General features: G+C 55.6%; 11 protein-coding genes and 1 tRNA gene. 4 read left to right on the forward strand and 8 right to left on the reverse strand.

Features of this window, described 5'->3' with window-relative positions; translation table 11 throughout:
- The first annotated feature begins 13 nt into the window (after positions 1 to 13).
- Complete coding sequence (locus LJD29_RS04085; protein WP_446745873.1) at positions 14 to 1,396, forward strand: DUF3320 domain-containing protein; 1,383 nt, start codon at positions 14 to 16, stop codon at positions 1,394 to 1,396.
- Between the two features lie 1,163 nt (positions 1,397 to 2,559).
- On the opposite strand, the gene LJD29_RS04090 is transcribed toward LJD29_RS04085, so the two are convergent.
- The gene (locus tag LJD29_RS04090; RefSeq protein ID WP_446744486.1) at positions 2,560 to 3,861 is read right to left on the reverse strand and encodes a hypothetical protein; all 1,302 of its coding nucleotides are present in this window, start codon (positions 3,859 to 3,861) and stop codon (positions 2,560 to 2,562) included.
- A 236-nt stretch (positions 3,862 to 4,097) separates the two neighbouring features.
- On the reverse strand, positions 4,098 to 5,894 hold the full coding sequence (locus LJD29_RS04095) for a phospholipase D-like domain-containing protein (RefSeq protein WP_446744487.1): 1,797 nt from the start codon (positions 5,892 to 5,894) through the stop codon (positions 4,098 to 4,100).
- 473 nt (positions 5,895 to 6,367) lie between these two features.
- On the opposite strand from LJD29_RS04095, the gene LJD29_RS04100 reads away from it, so the two are divergent.
- Positions 6,368 to 10,039 (forward strand): regulator of G-protein signaling domain-containing protein, encoded by a 3,672-nt coding sequence (locus tag LJD29_RS04100; RefSeq protein WP_446744488.1) that lies wholly within the window; start codon positions 6,368 to 6,370, stop codon positions 10,037 to 10,039.
- A gap of 268 nt (positions 10,040 to 10,307) precedes the next feature.
- Here LJD29_RS04100 and LJD29_RS04105 read toward each other — a convergent pair whose 3' ends face one another.
- The 4 genes from LJD29_RS04105 to LJD29_RS04120 all read right to left on the reverse strand — a co-directional run bounded on the left by LJD29_RS04105 (position 10,308) and on the right by LJD29_RS04120 (position 16,560).
- Positions 10,308 to 13,535, reverse strand: coding sequence for a DNA polymerase III subunit alpha (locus LJD29_RS04105; protein ID WP_446744489.1), 3,228 nt, complete (start codon positions 13,533 to 13,535; stop codon positions 10,308 to 10,310).
- Positions 13,528 to 15,042: a DNA polymerase Y family protein gene (locus LJD29_RS04110; RefSeq protein WP_446744490.1), complete on the reverse strand. Its 1,515-nt coding sequence runs from the start codon at positions 15,040 to 15,042 to the stop codon at positions 13,528 to 13,530. Before LJD29_RS04110 ends, LJD29_RS04105 begins: the two co-directional genes overlap by 8 nt.
- A complete protein-coding gene (locus LJD29_RS04115) occupies positions 15,039 to 16,070 on the reverse strand; it encodes an ATPase domain-containing protein (RefSeq protein WP_446744491.1) in 1,032 nt (343 codons plus the stop codon). The genes LJD29_RS04110 and LJD29_RS04115 overlap by 4 nt, the downstream gene beginning before the upstream one ends.
- Positions 16,071 to 16,483: 413 nt before the next feature.
- Positions 16,484 to 16,560 (reverse strand) — tRNA-Asp (locus tag LJD29_RS04120).
- A 367-nt stretch (positions 16,561 to 16,927) separates the two neighbouring features.
- Between LJD29_RS04120 and rpsD the strand changes: the two genes are divergently transcribed.
- The gene (rpsD, locus tag LJD29_RS04125; RefSeq protein ID WP_446744492.1) at positions 16,928 to 17,551 is read left to right on the forward strand and encodes a 30S ribosomal protein S4; all 624 of its coding nucleotides are present in this window, start codon (positions 16,928 to 16,930) and stop codon (positions 17,549 to 17,551) included.
- A 54-nt stretch (positions 17,552 to 17,605) separates the two neighbouring features.
- Positions 17,606 to 17,827, forward strand: coding sequence for a hypothetical protein (locus tag LJD29_RS04130; protein WP_446744493.1), 222 nt, complete (start codon positions 17,606 to 17,608; stop codon positions 17,825 to 17,827).
- A gap of 69 nt (positions 17,828 to 17,896) precedes the next feature.
- On the opposite strand, the gene LJD29_RS04135 is transcribed toward LJD29_RS04130, so the two are convergent.
- Both LJD29_RS04135 and LJD29_RS04140 read right to left on the reverse strand, forming a co-directional pair.
- Positions 17,897 to 18,136: a hypothetical protein gene (locus tag LJD29_RS04135; protein ID WP_446744494.1), complete on the reverse strand. Its 240-nt coding sequence runs from the start codon at positions 18,134 to 18,136 to the stop codon at positions 17,897 to 17,899.
- Positions 18,137 to 18,376: 240 nt separating this feature from the next.
- The gene (locus tag LJD29_RS04140) at positions 18,377 to 21,880 is read right to left on the reverse strand and encodes a carboxypeptidase-like regulatory domain-containing protein (protein ID WP_446744495.1); all 3,504 of its coding nucleotides are present in this window, start codon (positions 21,878 to 21,880) and stop codon (positions 18,377 to 18,379) included.
- Between the last annotated feature and the right edge of the window lie 514 nt (positions 21,881 to 22,394).

The following is a 22,394-nucleotide window of genomic DNA, read 5'->3' on the forward strand; positions in this document are numbered from 1 at the left end:
AGAACATGCTCGAATCAACCCGGAACACTCGCTCGGTATCGCGACCTTCTCCGTGGCGCAGAGGAATCTCATCACCGAGTTGTTGGAACTAGCCAGACGCTCCGACACGGCACTCGACAAGTTCCTGAGCGAGACTTCGAAAGAAAGCGTCTTCGTCAAGAATATTGAAAACATCCAGGGTGACGAACGGGATGTGATCCTGATCAGCGTTTGTTACGGTCCCGCTATAGCCGGCGTCCGCCTCAGCAGCCTATCGTTCGGTCCCGTAAACGGCGAGGGCGGGGGACGAAGACTCAACGTCCTGTTCACACGCGCACGCCTGCGCTGCGAAGTCTTTGCCTCATTCGATCCTGCCGAAATTGATCTCAGCCGGGCGCGCGGCGAAGGGGTGCGGATTTTCAAGCGATACCTCGACTTCGCAAAGAGCGGCAAGCTCGAGCAAAGTGTGCCAACAGGGGAGAGTGCAGACTCCTCTCTCGAAGAAGACGTGATCGCCGTGATTCGCGAGTTTGGCTTCATCGCCGATCCGCAGGTAGGCTCGAACGGCTTTCGTATCGATATCGGCGTACGGCATCCGTCCCGGCCCGGAAGCTACCTCTTGGCCGTCGAATGCGACGGGGCGACATATCACCATGCTTTGTGGGCGCGCGAACGCGACCGCATGCGCCAGGAAGTGCTGGAGCATCTCGGCTGGCGCTTCCACAGAATATGGAGCACCGACTGGTTCTATCGCCGCCCCGAAGAGATAGACCGATTGAAAGAGGCCTTACTGGCTGCTCTCAGTGTGGGGACCCAGGGCTATGTCGAAGCGGACGATAGCGGATCAGAGCATGCATTAGAAATATCTGACTTTGAAGCGGACGCTCTACTCGTGGAGCAGGGTAATGTCCGTGAGATACCGATGTATACCCGGGCTGTTTTCACCGTCGATTCTTCAGCCGAACCTCATGAAGCAGACAACAGACTGTTAGAGGCAACGGTTTTAAGAATTGTGGAGGTAGAGGGTCCCATTCATGAGGACGAAATCGCACGGCGTCTCGCCGCGTGCTTTGGAAAAGAACGTGCCGGTACACGCATCGCGTCCGCTGTCAAAGCAGCACTGCGGAGAGCCTCACGACAAACTCCTCAGCTATTAACCGAGTCGCGATTCTGGTTCACAGAAAACCAGCGCCAAACACCCTCCGTACGCGACCGCTCGCTGGAAGAAGGTCCGATATTGAAAGCAGAGTACATATCCCTGCTGGAGTTCCGGGCGGCACTGGAGTATGCGCGCGATGAAAATGGAGGAGGTTCAGATGCTGACCTCATTCGTGCTGCTGCTCGTTATCTCGGGTTCCGGCGCGTAGGAGCGGACCTCCAAAAGCGAATTCAGGAAGCCATCGAATGGCATACCTGAAGCCAGTGCAAGCTGCAAGAACGAAGTCTTACTCCACAACCTAAGCCTCTTCTTATCCGTGGTTATGACTCAATGCAACTTGGCACGCGAGTCGCATTGAGTTGAAATCCGCAGAATTTAATGCTTCTTTACTTCCGGCTCTTCTAAGTTCTGCTTGCAACCTACACCTACAAAAGTAACGTTGCCCAATTCGATGAGTTTGACGGAACTGAAAGAGTTCAAGCCACCAGCGCATCCGGACTAGTCATCCTCATTTGGTTGGCTCAGTGAAGCGAGCAGAAACGTATACGCAATTCAGTCCGTCGATGTGCTCGAAGAGATGCTCTTCGGGTGAGCGTGTAGAAAGAAGTTCCAACCACTCGAAGATAAATTGCCGAGATGAGGTGAGATGCTCTGTCACTGTCACCTGACGTGCTCTGCTACTGCCCTGTTAAATCTTAAGCACTTAAAGCTAACAGTCGAGGAAACAGCAGTCTGAGTCTGCGCCGGAAGGTACCAGCGTCTAGGGAGACTTGCGTGACGGTGAAACCAGTCGGTCAAATCAGACCAGAACTGGACCGGACAAGCGGTTGTCTTACCACTCCACCGAACATTGGCAGCTTGATGCTGGATCTCTCAAATTAATGATTTTAAGAGATTTCTTTTGGTTGCCCCCCGGGATTCCTACCGTTGCAAAGAAAAGGCTTAGGCGCGAGAAGTTCTGAAGTATCCCCATTTGTATCCACAAGATTAAGGGGTTACCTCTTACTCCTGAAGACGTTTGAGACTGGATTTCTCCGTCCCTAATGGGACTGCTGCGGACCCAAAAGAGTTTGGTCTGCCGTCCTCACGGCCACAGCACGACCGGAGTCTTCGTATCCCTCTCGGTATGATGGGCCCCTGGGGCATTCGTTCGGTCCGCTTTATGGAGGAAAAGCCTGCGTTTCGGTGTCGATGTATTTTGAAAGAGTGCATTGGCGATTTATCACCCATTCGAAATAGGAGCGTCAGCGTTAGGAGCTTGGCTCGACCGATCTCTGCCGTGACAGCTATGCTAAGTGATTGTAAATAAATGATTTCATGGGCGTTGATGGCTAAGTTCAGCACCCCCGCCAGCACCCTCGCCGTTTATCCATCTGAAAGAGCGTTGGCCTCTGCCTGCGATCGGCAGCGATCTGCTCGCGCTACTTGGGCGCCGTGTCGAAAATTTTGATTCCCATCAAGTCCATGAGCTTTCGGCCATTTATGCCATTCACAAAACAGCCACTCGAATAGAGCTTGCTCGACTGAAGGTAAGGTGTATTTTGAGAAAGAACATATCCCTCAGTCAGAGCAACGTCATATTTATTTAGTCCATAGACAGTCTGAAGGTCATTTTCAAAATTGGAGCAGGCTTTCGCAAAGCTCGTTGGATCTGTATTGGCTGTGGATGAGAGCAGAGTTTGGTACGCCTGATCCTTCGAAATCTGTTGCAGCAGAGTCTGGGATCCAGAGGATGGGCCTGCAACCGTCTGATTAACAATGGGCGGTACTGCTCCATCATCATATTGCGGAACATGCGTATTGTCAGGCGTTGTTGGATCAATCACATCTTGCTTGAGCATTGAATTTGTGAAGGCTACAACGACTCTGACCCCTGCTAGCGGTTGATTCTTCTGATCCCTAAATCTGTATGTGATACTTCGCGCCGGGCCGTTCAAACTGTTCGATCCGTGGCGCAGATCAAAATGATGCGCATCTCCCTCCAGATTCTGATTCGATAGCACCTGTGCCACCTGCTGCGCAACCGCATTACCAGCGGTCAAATATCCATTCGCAGCAGGCGAGAGAAGGCTTGAAGACCCTCCCGCACCAGCGATATCGGTAACGATATTGGTGAAAAGGGCTGATGTTGTGATGCTTACAGTATTGGTCCTGTTATATGACCACCCGATCTCGAATGCAGTAGTTGGCTGCCACGGTATCACCGAGAAAGTGCTTGTTGTAATTTGATATTTCTGTTGTTGTTGGTTGTATTGATAGCTGAATGGCACAATCTGCGGATACTGGACACCTCCAAGGCCATCTCCTTTTACAGAGAGACCCGTAGTGAAAGACTGTGCTTTGCTGATACCAAAGACATTCAGGACTTTCTGTAGTCTGCTCTCATCGTTCGAACTCAGTGTATGGTCAGTGCAAATTTCCGTGTCAATATACAGAGTCGCATACATGTCCGTGATGTTTAGCTGAGATGGGTATCCATACTCGGCAATTGTTCCCGCACCGCCACCAAGCGGCTTATCTGCGGGATCGGTAACACCTTGGGGAAGACATACAGGCGGGTCGTTATTCGCCACTCCACCGGGCGCAACGGCGTCAAGAGATTGATTTCGCTGATCAAATAGTTGTTGCCGTTGGTTTTGGCTAAGAACTAGCAATTCTAGTTCCCCTCCGCCCGTGCTCCGCTTGTACAGTCTTTGCTGTGCCTGGGCGAAATTTGAGTTCAACGAGTCTCGTTTCGCCTGGGGCATTGGTCCCACTTTGGGCCGCTCGACCGATGAGTTCTCTTTGCAGCCAACGAACGCAGTACTAAGCATAGTCAAAAGAACCGCGCCGACAGCGGACCGAATGTTTCGAGGGCAATTCACACATTTCCGAAGCGTCAACTGAGTCATACTTACTCTCCCAAATGAGGCGTTGGTACGCAAAACTTTATCTAGGGCCCCGCGGGTCACTCGTTTGCCTATACCGTAGCCTGCATCCAGAACTTCAACTGCGCTGTCTTGATATTCCCTTCCGCATCGAAGTACCAGTTCAGCCAGTCGTCCGGCTTCGTTTTCAGGTTCGCATCCGCGCTCGTTGCTTGGTCCAGGGTCCAGCGCCAGGAAAAGTGGTCGTACACGTCCAATACGTGCGTCGCGTATGCCATCGCCAGTTTCTTGTTGCCCTCGATCATCACCAGGTTTTCATCATTGTTGTATGAGGCTTGGTATCCCAGGTTGTGACTTCCCGTCACCACCGCGCAGTCATCCGCAAACGGGTCGATCACCACGATCTTGTCGTGCGTAATCGCAAACCCCGCCTTCAGCAGTTCGGTCTGCCAGCCCGCTGGAATATTCTTGCCCAGTGCTTTTGCCGAGATCACGCGCGCGTCTTGTGGCGCGGGTGGGCTTTTCACGCCCTTCTGCTTTTTCGGCGGTGACGTGCCCTTCAGGTCGTAGTAGAAGTTTCCTGCGGCATCCGGCGAAGTGACGCAGCCGCGCACGAACAAGTCTTTGTTGGCCTTCTTTGCTGCCTTCTGCGCTGCCGCAGCGAACTCCGTAATGCTTGGCGTGCCCGGGATGAACGCCAGAAACAGCACTGCATTCTTCGCTGCCATCACGCGGTCGCTCAGGTCCTTCATATCGACCGGAAAGGCCTCCGTTTTCCCTTTGGTCTTGCTCCGCTGCTTCGGCGTGTTGGGCGAGAAGTAACTCGTCAGCGTGCTGGCATCATCGGTACCCTTATCCAGGTTCAGGGTCTTGCCTGCGCCGTTGAACGTCCGTAGCGGCGTATCCTGAAAGGGGCTACCCGCCTCGTGCGCTGTCTCGTCCGCTTGCAGCTTCTTCCAATACGCCATGTACCGCGCCGCGACCGTCTTATCTCGAATCACAATCGAGTTGTTCGTCTGCGCGCATAGGCCAGTATCTGTCCAGTTACAGGAGCCTGTGAGGACTGCCTGCGGCACCTTACTATCATCGACATAGATCAGGAATTTGTTGTGCACGATATGACCGCTCGGCGGCTCTCGATACAGCAGCGAATCAGCTGATGCCTTCAATTTGGTTTCTGAATCGTCGTTCTCGCCTGCCGTCTCCTCTGACCCACCCGGCTTCGGCTTCGCCACTATATTTGCCAACACGATATTCAGCCTATCTCCGATGCCTACGAGCGCCTGCACTAATTCCACATCCGTCAACTCGTAAAGAGCCGCGTAGATTGATCCGCTCTTTTTCGCCTGGGCGACAAATCCCGTAAGTGTCCCAATAATGTCACCTGCCAGGTCCTTTCGGAGTTGATTGGCCGGATCTTTGATCATCGACAGCAGTTTGTTCTTGCTCATGTTGCCCTTGAGCGCCTGCGAGACATGTTGCGTCGAAATGAGGCCGCGGTTGAAGATCGCCGTCAAACTCGGGGAACACACCCCAGAGACTGTCACTTCGTTGGTCGTCAGGATCGGCAGTGATGCCATCGGTTTCAAGGCTTCTGGAAGCCCTTCGAGTGGCACTACCTTATAACGGAAGGTGTAGTCGCCAGTCTTATCACCCACGAGCCGAGCGTATACATCCTTCCAGTAAAACTTCTGAATTGGAAACTGGGCCGTCGTCTGTCCAGCTTTGATAGAGTCACCCGGAAACACTGCATGGCTCGGAAGGACGGTCTCTTGATCCTTCGAATCGATGCGATAGAGCGCGAAGCCCATGCAGCCCTCTGGTTTAGCCCCATAGCTCCAGGCAATCGTCACGACATCGTTATTGGCGAAAGCAACAGCGTTGCGCATACTTGCTCCTCGAAATGGTCTGCACACGACTGCAAATCGTCACTCGTAGTGGAAAGGAGCGGCGACCTATTGCGTTGTCTCAAAATGGCCCCGTGAAAGCGTAGCCATAATAGACGCAGCTGGCGGAAATATGCCAAAAATTAACATTCAAAAACCAATTTCCGCCGAGGTGGTCCTTAGGACCTCTGTATCGGGCTGGGCGTCTTCTTGAATCGCATTGAGACGCGCCGCCAGATCGATCGATAGTTTGCTCCAAAACTTCGTGAAACTACGGCGATACAAAACACCCTCGGAAAATAAGCAGGTGGACTAAACAGATGCTCGCGTTCGTGGTATAGATACATCATCCTCGGTTTACAAGCCACACTCCGTCGCCGGATCCAAACCGCGATTCAGAGTGGTTCATTTGACTTTTGCACCTCTCGGGCCCAGTACCGGGTAAGCTATCTCAAGCAGAGCATCATGAGGTCATCATGGCCCTTTTGCTTCTCGTTCTCGTTAGTGGTGCGTTGTATTTTGTTCTGAACTTCCTTGTTCTCTCCCGCGCCAAAAAGAAGCTCGAAGAAGGAAAACTCCGACTAGCAGGCGCTGCCCTTATCCCTGTGATCGAGTACGGTACGACAATCGTCGGTGTGGCGGCACTTGTCTATGCCTTTCTGGCAGTGCTTTTCATCCTGCTTAGCTTGGGCGGTCGCACCGATGTCGCTTTAGCGGCAAACCTGTTGAACGGCGTTCACGAGTTCAGCGAGTCGGCAGAGAGGTATCGCAAAGGCTGGGATTACATCTTTCTTGTCTTCCTGCTGATCGCCAACGGGATCATCATCTACCGTCAGGCGCAGCAGAGGCGGCGGAAAGCGTTCGCTGACTTTGTGGAGGAGCAGGCTCGAAACCTGAAAGCGGGCAACAGTGCCGCCACATGGGAGCAACTCCCACCCACCGAAGCGATGGAGGAGATCGCGCGGCAAGTCATCTCGGCGTCCTCCGTGCTGAATGATCCTGCCAATACCGCAAAGCTGACTCCTGAGCAAAGCGATCAATTGAAAAAAGGCATTGAAGAGGGACAGCGGCGATATCTCCTCCTGGACATGGAACGGCGCTTCGACCGTCCGCATGTCGCCCCCGCAGCTCCTGGTGGAGCGCAAAAGCGCTTCACCTTCGGCGAGCTATTGACCAGCCGCGGAGCGTTGACTCTCTTCAAAGGCACCGCCCATCTGCTTATGCTGATTTCCATGGTCGTCACCATCGCGTCGACAGTAGCGATTGCCGCAGCGGGGGGACTACGTGCAGGGCTACCCGCCACCAGAAGTGCACTCGAAAGCGTGCGAGTAGCGCGCGTCTACAAGGAATCCGAGGACTTCCTCAAAGAGCTGGACGCAGCCAGGCAAGATAACAGCAACAACAACAATCTATCTGCCACGCAACAGGCGGCGATCAATACCATCGCGAAGGCATACGAGATTTCCTATGCCTCAAGCCAGCCATGGAATGTACACAGCGACTCCGCCAAGGGCGATTATGTGCGGCGGAAGGTAGTCCGCGAAAACATACTTGCATCCGGGCTGAGAAACGCGACGGCGCCCGGCGCTGAAGCAGAATCCTCAGTTCACAACGACACGCTGACGCCGGAAGAGCAAGCCGAATTTGACCTCTATACGGCAAGTGATCTGAATGACGGGCCTCTGTCAAAGATTGGGCAGGAGTTTAAGAACCGGCTAACCAAGCTCGCGGCGATTCATGAGGGAATCCGCAACAGCCTCGTGAGCTTTGCTGCATCCTTTCATGAGCAGGCACCGGGCGACTTCCATCGATCGTTGGTGACGCAGATCAGCTCGATTGCCCTGGGCTTCGGTGACAAATCGAATAGCGACCTCATCAGCAAGCTCGTCAATGACGCACGGAGCGATGTGGGAGCGGATGTCATTGGAAAGGTCGATGACGTATTTCAGGCGACGTATTTCCGTGAATTGATCAAAACCGGCAGTTTTAACTCCGCCGACGAGAAAATGCGCCATTACCCAGCGCAATATGTAGCGACCACATCGAAGAGAGAACAGGCAAGCAAATGGGCAGCGACGATTCTTCCAAATCAGGACGTTCCGGCGGACCTTGCCGTCCACCCTCCTCGCTACGCGGTCAAACCGGAGAACGTTGCTGCAGTGCAGCGAGCCGACGTCGAGTTGGCCCAGATTTACAAAGAGCTCACGGCCAACGCTGACCTTTCCGCTAAGGAAAAAGAAGTCACGGCGGACGGTTTTCTTGACCCTGTCCACGGCTTCGGCGACTACTTTCCCGCTCAGATCGGCGATGAGTCCCGAACCGATGCCGGTAAAACGAAGAAGGCGCTTCTCGGCGGGCCGGACCTGCCACCGATCAACCCCAGAGGTGACGATGGGCTCGCATCTCACATCTCGCCAACTACCTTTGGACCGCCCTCGGGCGGAGGGGCCGGAGGCGCCGCTCAGGAACCTTTCCTGACTTCTTTTGAACGTGCTGGCAGTTTTGAACTGCTGGAGGGGTTCTCGCGGATTGGAGGCGTATTGATCGGAATCGATAGTCCGAACATAAAACCCGGGGTCAGCCCAAGTTTCCGGGATATCGATTGGCAGCCGCAAGGAAATAGAACGAAGATTACTTTGCACCGCGATGATGGCCGGGAGTTCTCCTTTGTCTTCCGCACCAGCATCCTGCAACAGGCGCTCTTGTATGCGTCCGATGGTCGTCCTGTAGCAACAACGATGACGACGGCATTTCCGCTGCAAGAGCTAAAAGTACAAGTTCACCCTGCCCTGTTAGATACGCCGGTCGGCTGCCGCGCTGTCGAACTGGACCGCCTCGTAGATGAATCCAGCGAAACAGGAGAATTGTCTGAGCAGAGAAAGCAGGCAAGACGGCGTGTCGACGAACAGGTATTGATCTACGATTTCGCCTATATCACTCGAAAGTCGCTCCTTGAGCAAAAGATGAAGGACCTGAGCCAGATATTCACCGACCGAGAAGCGCAAGTGGACGGCGCGCTTCAAGCCCTTCAGCAATTGAAGGGCGTCCTGCCGAAGGTCTATAGCGACGTTGGAGACTTCGGCGATCCTCTACAGTCGCTTCCGGCAGCGAAAAGGGAGTTCTATGACGCGACACTTGTCGACTTAATCGCCAAATGCATGAAGTCGTCGAATGGACCTGACGCTGTCACGGAGTGCATTCAGAACGGAGTACAGCAGCAGGTTGCAACTGCCGAGGATGGAAGCGAGGCGGCAGCACACCTCTGGCGCGTTGATCCACCCACGTATGAGACATGGAGTGGATTACGTGAGCTGCCATTCACAGTCGACGAAAACCTCAGCTTCATGCAATCCGAGGCCTCCGGCACATCAAATAGTCTTTGGCCTTTCGATTTTCTGATCCAGGTCGCCTTCACTTCTACTCCGAGTTACGGTGAAGGTTCTGGAGATAATCACGACCGCGAAGCCGACCTGAATCCCTGGACCTTTACCTCCATTCATGGAACAGTGCTAAACGCAGTTCAAAAACATCTCGTTTCCGACCCGGAACAGGCAGCTTACTTTGCGGACATGAAAGAGTTCGCCCTCGCCCAGCGGCTGGTTCGCGTTTTGTTGAATGGAGAACTCGGAGCCGACTTTCCAGTTGAAAAGCTTGTCCAACTGACCACCGATACCAAGTATTCGGTTCCCGCTGGATCTCGAACGCCACGTTGGAATCCACACCCGGAAGCGATGGTCGACGAGCTTAAGACGTTGTTGTTACGCGCCCATATCGGCGCAATCTTCACCGGGCAAAGTGATGCCGCCTCCGCGATCGAGGCTTGCCTGACACGGATTGAAGCTTACCCCAAAGATCATAATGTGGGTTCGTCCACTGAAGGCCTTATTCGCACAGAGATAAAAATGGAGCAGGCTCTGAGCTGCGATCTTTCTGGACAATGGAAAACCGCGCAAGATAGCTGCGAGGCAAGTGCTTCTCTTTCGGGTAGCAAAGACAGACTCAAGTGCGGAGTAGCGAATGCCTTCGCGGCCGCAGACGTCCAGTCTCGTCTGATGGGCCTCAAGAACACTTTGGGGATTGCCGACGAGGAAGTTGCAGCATTGAATAGGAAGGACAATAAGCAAGCAACCTGCCAGCCCATCCCGTAACACCCTGCCAGCGCCCGTGCAGAGTATTGGTTTTCTGCGCTTTAGTTGTCTCGCATGGCGGCGACCTCTGCTGAGCTTCGGCAGAGGTCGTAGACCGGCTACTTTCTGCTCCCGATTTCGACTGACGAGAACAGGCCAATGCGCTCATCCACATTTTCTCAATGAGCGCCTCCGCGATTTTATCCGGACGACTGCCGCAATAACCAGCGCCGGGCCGAGCTTCTGCTGATCGACTTCGGCGCGATAGCCTCCGACCGGAGAGCCGTTCTTAGTGGAAATCATGGGATGTCACCTGTATTCGGCCAGCATGGCTTCCAAGCGAAAGCTCTTCAAAGGATTTCGCCATAACGTGGATGATCGGTCCTTCCTTCTGGAGTGGGCCTTCGACCGCGATAAATTTCGCTCGTGTGATGACGCGACGGTTCTGTTCGAAGAACTCCGGAGCCACGAAGACGTTGAAGACGCCTGTTTCGTCGGACACCGAGAGGAAGACCACGCCCGAAGCGGTGCCCGGACGCTGCTTGGCGATGGCAAGTCCCGCAGTCCTCACGTACTCGCCGTTGCGTCGCCCGGCAAGGTCTGCCGCTCGCAGGTATCCTCGACGATGCAATTCCTTGCGCCGAAACCACATAGGATGGGGCCCTGTCGTGACGCTGCTCACGGCATAGTCCGCAACCAGCCGCTCTTCGGCGCTCATCACAAGCAGAGGAACTTCAGCGTTCTCTTCGCGCAGCCACTCGCTCTGCTGCATGAGCAGTGGGCCTTCCAGCTTTCCGGCTCGCTCGATCTGCCAAAGCGCATCCCGGCGATGTTCCACACCATCAAGACTGTTCAGAGCGCCTACATTCGCGAGTAGGGTAAGCTCCTTGCGATTGAGTTGAGGAACACGCAGCGTCAGGTCATCGGCGGACTGGAATGGCTCGACAGCGCGAGCCTTAATGATGGCCTCGGCGCACTGGCTTCGCAGGCCGCGCACGTAACCCAGGCCCAACCGTAGAGATAGTGATTGATCGGATTCGTGTTCGATGGTGCATGACCAGTCCGAGCGCTGAATATCGATGGGCTTCACTCGCAGGCCGTGCCGTCGAGCGTCTTCAAGCAGTACAGAGGGGCTGTAGAAGCCCATCGGCTGGTTATTCATCATCGCGCAGGTAAAGGCCGCTAAGTACTTCACCTTGATATAGGCCGAGGCATACGCGATGAGCGCGAAGCTGGCGGCATGACTCTCCGGGAATCCATAGAGCGCGAAGGAGCTGATGTTTTGGATGATCGTCTCCTGCGTCTCTGCGTCCAGTCCGTTCGCTGTCATGCCGGCCCGAAGCCGTCCTTCGAGATTCTTCATCCTCTCCCAGGAACGACGCATCCCAACGGCGCGACGCAGCTCTTCAGCTTCTGAGCCCGTGAAGTTAGCAACCACCATCGCCATACGGAGCAGTTGCTCTTGAAAGAGCGGCACGCCGAGCGTTCGCTTGAGTGTGGATTCAAGCGACGGATGAGGATAACTCACATCCTCCTGCTTCTGGCGACGCCGCATGTACGGATGCATCATTTTGCCAACAATCGGCCCCGGACGAATGATTGCCACCTGTACAACGAGATCGTAAAACTTCTCCGGGCAGTTCTTCGGTAACGAGGACATCTGCGCACGGCTTTCCACTTGAAACATGCCGATCGTATCCGCGCGTTGCAGGGTGCGATAGACTTCCTCGTCTTCTGGCAGTTGTGCCAGATCGAGCGGTTCGCCGTAGTGCTTCGGAACCAGCGTCAGGCAATCCTTCAGCACGGCCATCATGCCCAGGCCGAGCAGGTCGACCTTAATGATGCCGAGATTGGCGCAGTCTTCCTTGTCCCACTGCACGACGGTACGGCCCGGCATGGATGCTCGCTCCAGTGGCACTACTTTGTTCAGTGCTCCCTGGCAGATGACCATCCCTCCGGAATGCTGCCCGAGATGGCGTGGAAGATCCTGCACGCGCATACAGAGTTCGAGGTACTTTGCGATGCGTGGATGCTGCACGTCGAAGCCTGCACTCTGAAAGGTCTTCGCCATCGTGTCGTTTGCGCCCTTCCATTCGTAGTTCGCGACCACCGTGGAAAGCCGCTGCAGGGACTCAGGATCGAAGCCGAGCGCCTTACCCACTTCCCGCGCGGCTGACTTGCCGCGATAAGTGATGACATTGGCTGTCATCGCCGCGCCGAGTTGTCCATAGCGTTCGTAGACATATTGGATCGCCTGTTCGCGCTTCTCTTCCGACGGCAGATCGAGATCTATGTCCGGCCACTCACCGCGGCTTTCGGACAGAAAGCGTTCGAAGAGCAGTTCCATGCCCACGGGGTCGATGGCCGTAATCTCCAGCGCATAGCAAACTGCGGAGTTTGCCGCGCTGCCTCTGCCCTGTATCAGGATGCCGTGCTTCTTACAGAACTCGACGATGTCCCATACGATAAGAAAGTAGCCCGCAAAGCCCAGCTTAGCGATAAGTTTCAGCTCATGTTCGACCTGCTTCCTGGCTCGCTCGAGCAACCCTGCATCGAGCTTCGGACCATAACGGCGCTGTACACCCTCTGCAACACGCTTCGCCAGGAAGCTGTCCATCGTCTCGCCATCAGGCACGGAATAACGCGGGAACTCATAACCGAGGTCTGAGAGTTGAAAGCTGAGCCGAGCGGACAACTCGACGGTGTTTTCAATGGCAACAGGAATATCGCGGAATAATGCGACCATCCTATCTGCAGGCCGTAGATGCCTTTGGTTGTTAAGCGCCAGCAAGCGTCCCGCATGATCGAGCTGCGTGTGGTTGCGTATTGCGGTGAAGAGGTCGGCAATCTCACGATCGTACTTCGTCGCATAGCGCACGCCGTTCGTCGCGAGAACAGGAAGCTTGAGAGACTCTGCGATGCGGATCGCAGCCTGATTCCTCCACTCTTGTGCACGTTCGCGGTGTCGTTGCAGTTCGACATACACATTCGTTGGCCCGAAGATACGGACAAGGCGATCTGCTACTTGCCTTCCTGCTGTTTCGCCGCCACGCATCAAGGCAGTCGCAAGCGGTCCTTCGTCACCACCCGTCAGGCAGACAAGACCGCGGCTGTATTCCTCGAAATCCTGGAGCCGTGCAGCGCCTTCCTGCTTGCTGGTCTCGCGCAACTTAAAGCGTGTCACAAGCTGGCATAGATTCTGATAGCCCTCGCGCGTCTCACAAAGCAACGGGAGACGCACAGGCTCGGCCAGATGCTGGTGCGGCAACCATACCGGTGGCGTGAGACGATTTCCAAATCCCGTCACGGACACTTCCGCACCAACATGCGCGACGATACCGTTCTCCGCTGCCCTCTTGTGAAAGCGTGCCGAGCCATAGAATCCGTTCCGGTCCATGAGCGCCATGGCGGGCATCTCGAGCCTGCAGGCCCGCTCTGCGAGCGCTTCGGGCTGCGATCCGCCTTCGAGAAAAGAGAAAGCACTGTTGGCGTGAAGCTCGATGTAGCGATCAGTCATAAAGACCTGCTACGGACCAACGGTTTTGGATGAAATCACGCGTCAGCCGGCACGCAAGAAAGGCGCTATCGCGTGCGCGGCCTACGATGTCCCACTGCTCGTCTCCCCAGATCGATTCGTTCCACCAGTCTCCGCCGCTCAACCACGGGCCATAGACCTGTTCGAGCGCATAGCGGCGTGATCGAAAATACATCTCGAACGGACGCCCGTGTCGCGTCTCGACGGAGACATGCTCTTCCGGTCGCAGCACTCGCAGGCTGAGTCGTGCCGCCTCTTCTATTGCCGGTTCCGGCACTGATGTGGGGATGGAGAACGGCTCGAGATGAAAGTCGTCACGGCGGCGGGTATCATCAAGCACCGCACGCCCTACATGGCTATCTCCGACGATCGCTGCAATGCGCGCCAACGTGACATCGAGTCGTCCCGGCTCCGGCAGTTGCGGTGCAAAGAGTCCGAGCTGAACCTTGCTGGTTGCGCCCGGCTCAGCGTGCAGATGCACGGCAAGGATCGATGCTGGCGGAGGATGGCTTTCAAGATCGAGATGAAGCAGCTTGAGCCAAAGCGCTTTGTCGTTCGTTGGAACACGCGGACTGACCGTGCGCTCGTGGGAGCCTCCGCCGTCGAGATGCAAGGTAATCGTTACAGCAGCAAGTGCGAACACACGCGACTTTGCGCGAAGGATAAGTTGTTCGAGCATCGCAGAGAGCCCGAACAGCAACGACTCCAGATCGTCGAGCGGAAAGTCCAGTTCCGCTTGCTCTTCGAGAACAAAGGGCACATCGATCGGTTGCAGTAAATGCGGAGACTCGCCACGAGCCAACAGCAGTAATCGTTTAGCGTCCTGGCCAAGACGCGAGATCAGCGCTCGTTCCGGAAGAGCAGCGAGCGCGCCTACCGTGCGGATACCCCATGCCTGAAAGATCTCTGCTTGCGCCACAGTAAGGTCGAGTACAGAGAGCAGCAGTGGCGAGAGCAGCTTCGCTTCCTCCCCGCGATGAATCACCTTCAATGGGACATTGCCGGTCAGGCCGCGAGCAACGCAGACGGCGGTTTGCAGATTCGCACTCACCGTCACCGCAGCCACGATTCCCATGGCTCGGATGCTCTGACGTATTCGCTTTGCCAGCTCAACGGGTGGACCGAAGAGCGACTCCGTTCCCATTGCGTCAATGACGCAAATGAAAAGACCATCTATCGAACGGTCTTCGATCCTTGGCGAAAAACTCCCAGCGCATTCGAGCAGGATCATTCGCACTGAGTTCTCCGTGCGCAGAGAACGCTGCAGGATGGTGACACCCTCGAAGGTATCGACCTCGACCTTCGTCATGCCCCGGCGCAGCCCGACCAGACGCGCGCGTGTGTTTAGCGAGCAGATCGCCTGAGACGGCGCTTCGCCCTCGAGAACGACGCATTGTTTGTCATGCAGCTCCGGACGCAGGCGTAAGAGTGCCTGCGCAGGAAACTCCCTTACATAGACACATGCATAGAGTTCCGCAGTGCTGCTCATCGCGTACCAACCCAGCTTGTGCTCTGCTTCCAACAACCATCTTGAGCATGTTGCGGCGGTTTGCGAAGCGGAATCACATTCGCCGGCCTTTCCGTATAGCGCTGGCGCAACACTTCCGCTCGCGCGCGGAGTCCGGCAAACACCGTTCGTTCCTCATGTGTGTTCTCCATCGGAGAAAGCCGCAGTTGCAGTTCCGAGCTGCTTTTCGCGCAGGCATATTGCGAGAGCAGGAGGATGCTCGACTGCGTTTGCTCTGCGGCGACGCGATAGCGGTGCCAAGTCGAGAGTTCAACTCGCGCTGCAAACTCCGGCGCGACACCGCCAAGGTCCAACACAATGGCACTGAATCCTCCTGTCTGAATCAACAGGTCTGTGCTTCGCAGAGCCTGTTCGATCGCGTCATACGCCTTGGCGCGCTTCGGCTTGCGTACCGGCGCGGATGCAGATACCAGGGTCGACTCGTAATGGGGCGGAGTCGGGCGAGGCTTCGCAATCGGTTCCGCACAGCGCGGTACGATTGCCTCGCTGCCGAGAAAGCGGCCAAGTGCGGCAGGCAGTCCCTTCGTCTCCGTACGCGGATGTGTCCCATGGCCCCCGCCATGAAGTCCCTTCGTGATCGCCTTTGCGGCAAAGCACGCATCGGGAAGTGCGAAGCGCTTCGTCTCCTGTATTGCAGTGTGCTCCTGCACGCCACAACGCACCCAAAGCAGGCGCTTGAGATCGACACCGGCTGCTGCCGCCGAAGCCGGATGAAAGCTGTTCGAGCCATCGATCCAGGCACAGACCTTTCCTGCAGCCGTGATCTTCGACAGAAACGACAGCGCGACGGAAGTTCGGCCGGAACACTCTTCACCCACCAGTTCTGTAACCGCCCCAACGGGAAATCCCCCTGCTACCAAAGCATCCAGGCTTTCGATCCCAGTCGGCACGACCGGGCGCACCATCCGCGCCGGCGGCGTCAACGCAGACGGAAACTTGTGCGCAAGCGCAGCCTCGACCTGAACCCGAATTGTGGAAGTGGTGGGCATGACTACTTTCGCTTTATCTTCGCCCTAATTAGTTTCAGTGCGCAACTCGCCGATGCACTGCAATTGCGGCAGGCATACCGTAACCAAAAGAAAAGTAATGGTTTATGGTCCAGAAATTCTGTGAAGCGCATGAGATAGAGCTCAGGCGTCTCCGCCGTTTTTGGAAGGAAGTCTTCTGCCCGCGCTCCTGCTTGCCGCGACCTGTTCCTGGCGCGACGTGAGACGAATAACCGGGTCATGGAGATGGTGATCGAGGCGGGTAAAACCCGGTTTCAGCACCCTCGGAACGGGAACAGCACCTGCTCGAAGGCAGCAAAAAGGGTGCTGAGAAATCTCAGCACCCTTTAGCACCCTCGAGGGTAGATTCTAATCATGTCACTGTGCCGCTAAAACGTTCACTATCTTCGATTTAGTGGCGGGGACGACGGGGCTCGAACCCGCGACCTCTGCCGTGACAGGGCAGCGCTCTAACCAACTGAGCTACGTCCCCAAAGTGTTTGGAGCACTTTGACTATTACGAAATAGAATCAACAAGCGATCACTCGCGCTGGATTCCATTGTCATCTGCTGCGCTTGTACGTCCTGGGAGTATTCACATCAGAACGATGATTGCCGCAACAAGATCAAGTCTATCAGAAGTTTTTGTCTTTTGCGCAAAGCCGCTGCAAAGTGCATTCTGGAAAACTCCGTCCTCTTTTTAGAAACCATCCCTGTGCACTTGACTGCAATATAGGACCAAATTAGTCTCCATTCAGAAGGCTGCTGTGGAAGTCTTTTGGCGAAGCGCCGCAGCTGCCTGAGATCGATATTGATACGCGTCCCTGTGACGCGTCATCGCACCCAAGGAGATGACGGAAATGAGTGAGCGCAAGAAATGGAAGACCCAACGTGCTCTGGGCCTGGAATTGCCTGGCCTCGGCAAGCCGGGGGCATTGGAAAAACGGAATTTTCCACCCGGCCAGCATGGCCGTTCCCGCAAGCCGAAAGTCTCCCAGTTTGGCGCACAGCTCCGGGAAAAGCAAAAGCTCGTCTTCCACTACGGCATTCGCGAGGAGCAGTTGCGCCGCTTCGTGCGCAAGGCAAAGAGCCTTCAGCCTTCAAACTGGATCGAGGCCCTGATCGGCCTGCTCGAGCGCCGGCTCGATAATGTCGTCTTCCGTCTCGGCTTCGCACGCAGCATGGCCGCCGCTCGTCAGCTGGTCTCGCATGGTCATGTGCTCGTCGATGGCAGAAGAGAGACGATCGGTTCCATGGTTCTGCGCCCCGGGTCGTCCATTCAACTCAGCGAACGAGCGAACCAGATGGAAGCTACCCGGTTTTCACGCCAAGCTCCGCGTCTGACACTGCCATCGTTCCTGCAGTTTGAAAACTCCGACATATTCGAACGGGGCAAGCTGCTCTTTATTCCTGACTCGAGCCACATTCCCTTCGAGTTCAATTCCAGTCAGGTGGCGGAGTACTACGCGAAGCGCGGCGTCTAACGCTGCTCCCTGCCGTTTCGAATAACCATCGCAGTACGCATGGAAGGAAGAGTTATGAGCGATATCAATGTCATTCTTGCGAAGCGCTCCGGTACCGGCACCATCCGGCTCTGTGGATGCAACTGCATCCACCTGAATCTCGGCCCGGTCACCATCAACATGGAGCCGGAGATGTTTGCCCAAGCCGCGATCCTGATGCAGCAGGCGATGGAATCACTTTCAGAGATTGTGACCGGCGTGAATATCCACCCGGCGTCTCAGGCAAAGCCGAACTAGAAGCCGCAGTAATCGTGCAAACAGAATCGGCCCGAAACTTCGGGCCGATTCTGTCCATGTTGATGGTACTTATGCTGCCGCTACAGGAACGAAACCATCGCAACCACTGATCGGCGTCACCTTGAGGTGAAGGCCGGAATGTTTCGGATGCCCGCATTCGTCGAGGATCTTGAGATCAGCTTCATGGCTGGTGCGAATCGTTACAAGAACATCCGACTTATGGTTCTCGCCGAAGTGGCTGCACAGACCGCACTGTCCAGTGTGAATCTTCTCCATGTCGTTTCCTCCAGTGGCGCAACGCTTAGGCACGCTGGTCGCCTTCGATTTCAACAGTAGTATGTCTTTTATTTTGTGTAAATTGCGACTGCTTTAGACCAAGTTATCCACGACTGAAAATGTCGCAAATTCTAACTGACAGAAGATATGAGTCTTGCTCATGAAACTATCGTGTTCTTATATGTGGCGGTCTTTCGCAAAATATTTTTAGAGCCAGAAAAGAAAAGGCCGGAAGCGGCGAACCGCTTCCGGCCTTTTGGTTTGTTTCTTCGCTTAGAACGCGTAACGCAGGCTGAACTGCATTTCGCGATCTGAGGAGTAGGTCTGTCCCTTGGTGGTGACTTCGCCAAAGGTACCGGTACCTGGGGTTTGGTTCGGCGTATCCCAGTTGGGGTGGTTGGGGAAGTTGAACGCTTCCGCGCGGAAGGTCAACGTGTGATTGTCGTGACCGGGGAAGATCTTGAACGGCTTCTGAAGAGCGATGTTCCAGCTCTGGAAGCCCGGTCCGTAGATGATGTTACGCGTACCGCGAGGAGCAAGGGTTCCCTGAGCGGGCTCCGAGAAGTCCGCGCCATCGAACCAGCCGCCGCTGCCGAAATGCTTTCCGACGTGAGGCTTCTGATTTGCCACCCAGAGCTGCGATCCAGCGCCGACGCCAACACCTGCATCGTCAGCACCACTCACGTAAATCGAGTTGAGCGGAGGACCGTCCTGCGCCTGGGTCACACCAGACACCTGCCAGTCGCTTAAGGCGTAGCGAGCAACCCGGTTGTCGAGGTGAGCGCCATACGGAACCGTCCACACATAGTCGACGACAAGCACGTTACGCAGGTCGAAGTCAGCTGGGCCATAGTTCAGGCCGGGCTGCCTGTAGTCCGGCAACTCATAACCGCGGCCGGAGCCGTAGTCGAGCAGCTTCGCCCAGGTATAGCTGACGCCGAACAGGAAGTTGTTGGTGAAACGACGCTTGAGTTCTACCTGCATCGCGTTGTAGTTTGAGCCGCCACGATCCGACTGCTCAACGATCGAGGAATAACCCTGGTAGGGACGGAGGGCGTCTTCCTGGATTCCAGGATTGGCCTGAACAGTTCCCGGCGTCAGCTGGTTGATGTTTTCAAGCTGCTGAAGGTGAATGCCCCGGCGGCCGACATACGAAATCGTCGCGGTAGCGAATTTCGGAATGTCCTGCTCGACAGCAGCGCTCCAGGACCACGCTTCCGGGCTGGGGTAGTCGTAGGCCTGCGAAGAGACCTGCGCCGGATAGGTTGCAACGGTGGTTCCACCCGGGTTGTCGACGTTGCCGTTCGTAACCGATTCGGCCTGCTGGAAGGGCGCGTTGCCACCCAACTGGATGCTGTCATTGACGCCCAGGCGCTGCACGAAGCGTCCGCCGCCAAGTCGCACTACGGTCGTCGGAGTCAGCTGATCGGTGATACCGATACGCGGCTGAATGTTCGACCACACGGTGGGCGAGTAGCTCTTGCTGGTGTTGTGGAACAGGTAGTTGTAAGCGCCGGTAAGTACGACGGGATTGAGGTGGCCCTGTGCAGAGTTGGGGAACGCCTTGCCGGGGATGACCATACCGTCATACTGAAGGCCGCCGGTCTCCGTTCCTGTAACAGGATCGACAACCGGAGCGTCGCCGGGCACATAGTACTTAGGGTTAAACATCGACTGGTTACGCCACAGTGCATAGAAAGGCTGGAAGATGCTGTAACGGGCACCGTACTCAACAACCAGCTTCGAGTTCACGTGCCAGGTGTCCTGGGCGAAGAATTCGGCAGAATTGGCGCGGAAGAGCGTGTACGACTTCTGACCGATTTCACCGTAGCTGTCGAATAGGCCCAGTGCCGCGTTGGAGATGCCCGCTCCCGAAGTAGCCGCGTGGTTGCGCAACGCCGTGAAAATAAACTGACCGTTCTGATTGTCAGTTGCGCCCGGGGTTGTGCTGCTCACGTCAATTTGGTCGTTGTCGTTTTCACCCGAATACATCCACAAGCCGCCAAAGTTGAGGGTGTGTTTGCCCATGATCTTTGTGACGTTGTCGGCGACGGTATAAACGATACCGCCCGAGTGTGAAGGATAAGGACCGCCATCGAGGGTCGTGAAGCCCTGCGGCTCAATGGTTGGAATCTTATTTGTGATTTCCTTCTCCGATGCCGGGAAGAGATACGGAAAATTGATTCCGTAGTTATCGCGATTGTAGAGACCGCTCGACTGATCAACGTTGATGGTGACGTGATCTGCCGAAGCGGATGCAGTCAGGTCATTGACCGTGGTGGGGCTGATGGTCCACGTCCAGTGCAGCACACCAACTTCATCGGGCCAGTTCCACGCCTGCGGCGTGCGGTTGAAATTACCAGAAAATGGCGAGATCTGGTTGAAGGTGTAGTGAAGGAACGAGAAGCGGATCTGCTGGTTCGCAGCAGGCAGATAGTCGAGCGTTACTGTGTCCTTACGCTGGTTCTGCGGATACGCTGCCTGGTCCACCCAGTTGTAGTTCGCGCCATTCGCGTTGGCAGCCGGATAAGCATTCAACAGGGCAATGCCGTTCGGGCTGAGCTGGTTCTGGGGAATGACGTTGTTGACGTAAGCCTGCCCGGTGGTTGGGTTGGTGATTACGGTCTTGGCACCGGTATAGAGGTTCCCCGGCACGAGCAGTTCGGAAAAGTCACCTCCCCGCATGAGCGCGGTCGGTACCGTGCCGGACTGGGTGGGGCTTTGACGGTAGCGCAGATACTCCTGGCCTACGAGGAAAAACAGCTTGTTGCGCAGTCCTTCAGATACATGAGGAATTGCGACGGGGCCGTTCACATTCCAGCCGAACTGGTTATAGCGAAAGGGAGTGGGGTGATCTGCAACAGCGGGATTCGCCTGGGACTTGTTGAACCAGGTGTTGGCATCGAAGAACGAGTTACGCAGGTATTCGAAGACCGATCCGTGGAAATCCCTTGTTCCGGTACGCGGCACCTGGACGAGCACGCCGCCCGAGGTTCCGCCGTACTGCGCGGGATAGTTGGTCGACAGGATTTGCATCTGCGCAATGCTGTCCACGTCAGGGACACCGGTCGTGGTGCCGTTGCCGCGCGTACGAATCATGGGCGCACCATCGAGAGTGATGGCGATTTCGTCGTTACGCGCGCCGCTGATCTGCGGTCCACCAAAGTCGGGCGCAAAGTTGAATGACGAGAGCGGCGCATTACGCGTTACACCAGGCTCAAGCTGCGAGAGATAGATAGGGTTGCGTCCGTTGAGCTGGATCGATTTGACCTGGTCCTGCGTGACGGTCTGACCGACGACTGCCGACTCGGTCTGCAGAGCATTCGCGTTTGCCTCAACAGTCACCGTCTCGCCGGTGTTGCCGACCTTCATGGCAAAGTTCACCTGGCGGCCGATGTTGGCGTCGACGTTGACATTGCTCAGGGTCTGGCCCTGGAAGCCATCCGCACTTGCCGACACGTTATAAGAACCGGGCTGGATATTCGTAATCGTGTACGAGCCCTGGGCGTTGGTGGTTATGTTGAAAGTCTGGCCAGTGGCCGAGTTCACGACCTTGACCTTCGCATTCGGCAGGATGGCGCCGGAAGGATCGGTCACTGTTCCGGATATAGATGATGTGGTGTTCTGCGCGTAGGCGGTACGAGAAGAAACGCCCACCGCTCCCCCAAGAAGAGTCAGCGACAGGAACAGGGCCGCTATCGACGCGCGAAGTCCCTTGCGATCTCGCCTGGAATCGATTCCACACGGCAAGGCGTGCCTCGTCACAGGCTTATTCATGTGTTGCATTGTTGCCTCCAAAAGCTGTCGGCCTTAAGTGTGAAAATTGCGCTTCCGCTGGGCTTGGTAACCTTATCATGCGTTGCCGAGCCAGTTCTCCAGCTATTCACACGGCCAAGTTTTGACTTGATTCACAACACCGACTGACGTTGCGCTGTCAGACCGGTGGAATCTCATTCATAGCGTTGTGGCCAGCGCTGGCAGCCTTATGAACTTAGAGTTGAAGCTCTGAATTCGTCGATCGCTGCTCTGTACTTACTACTTCGCTGGTACGTAATCAGGCAGATCCATCTCCGGTTCGAACCGAAGTGGAGCTTTCTTAAAAATTCCGTCTGTCCCGGCTTTGCCGTGGATGACGGTCAACAACAACGTTTGAATGGAATACGCCGATTTACGGCGACCCGGAACGGACGCTCCGTGGGTAGGACTGAATCGGAACAATTCCAGCATGTAATCCCATATGATGCAGCAGCAAACAAACCGGTAACTTCGCTCCTGCAATTTAGTTGAAGGA

Origin of the sequence: Silvibacterium acidisoli (assembly GCA_022870745.1) — a bacterium.
Taxonomy (GTDB): domain Bacteria; phylum Acidobacteriota; class Terriglobia; order Terriglobales; family Acidobacteriaceae; genus Silvibacterium.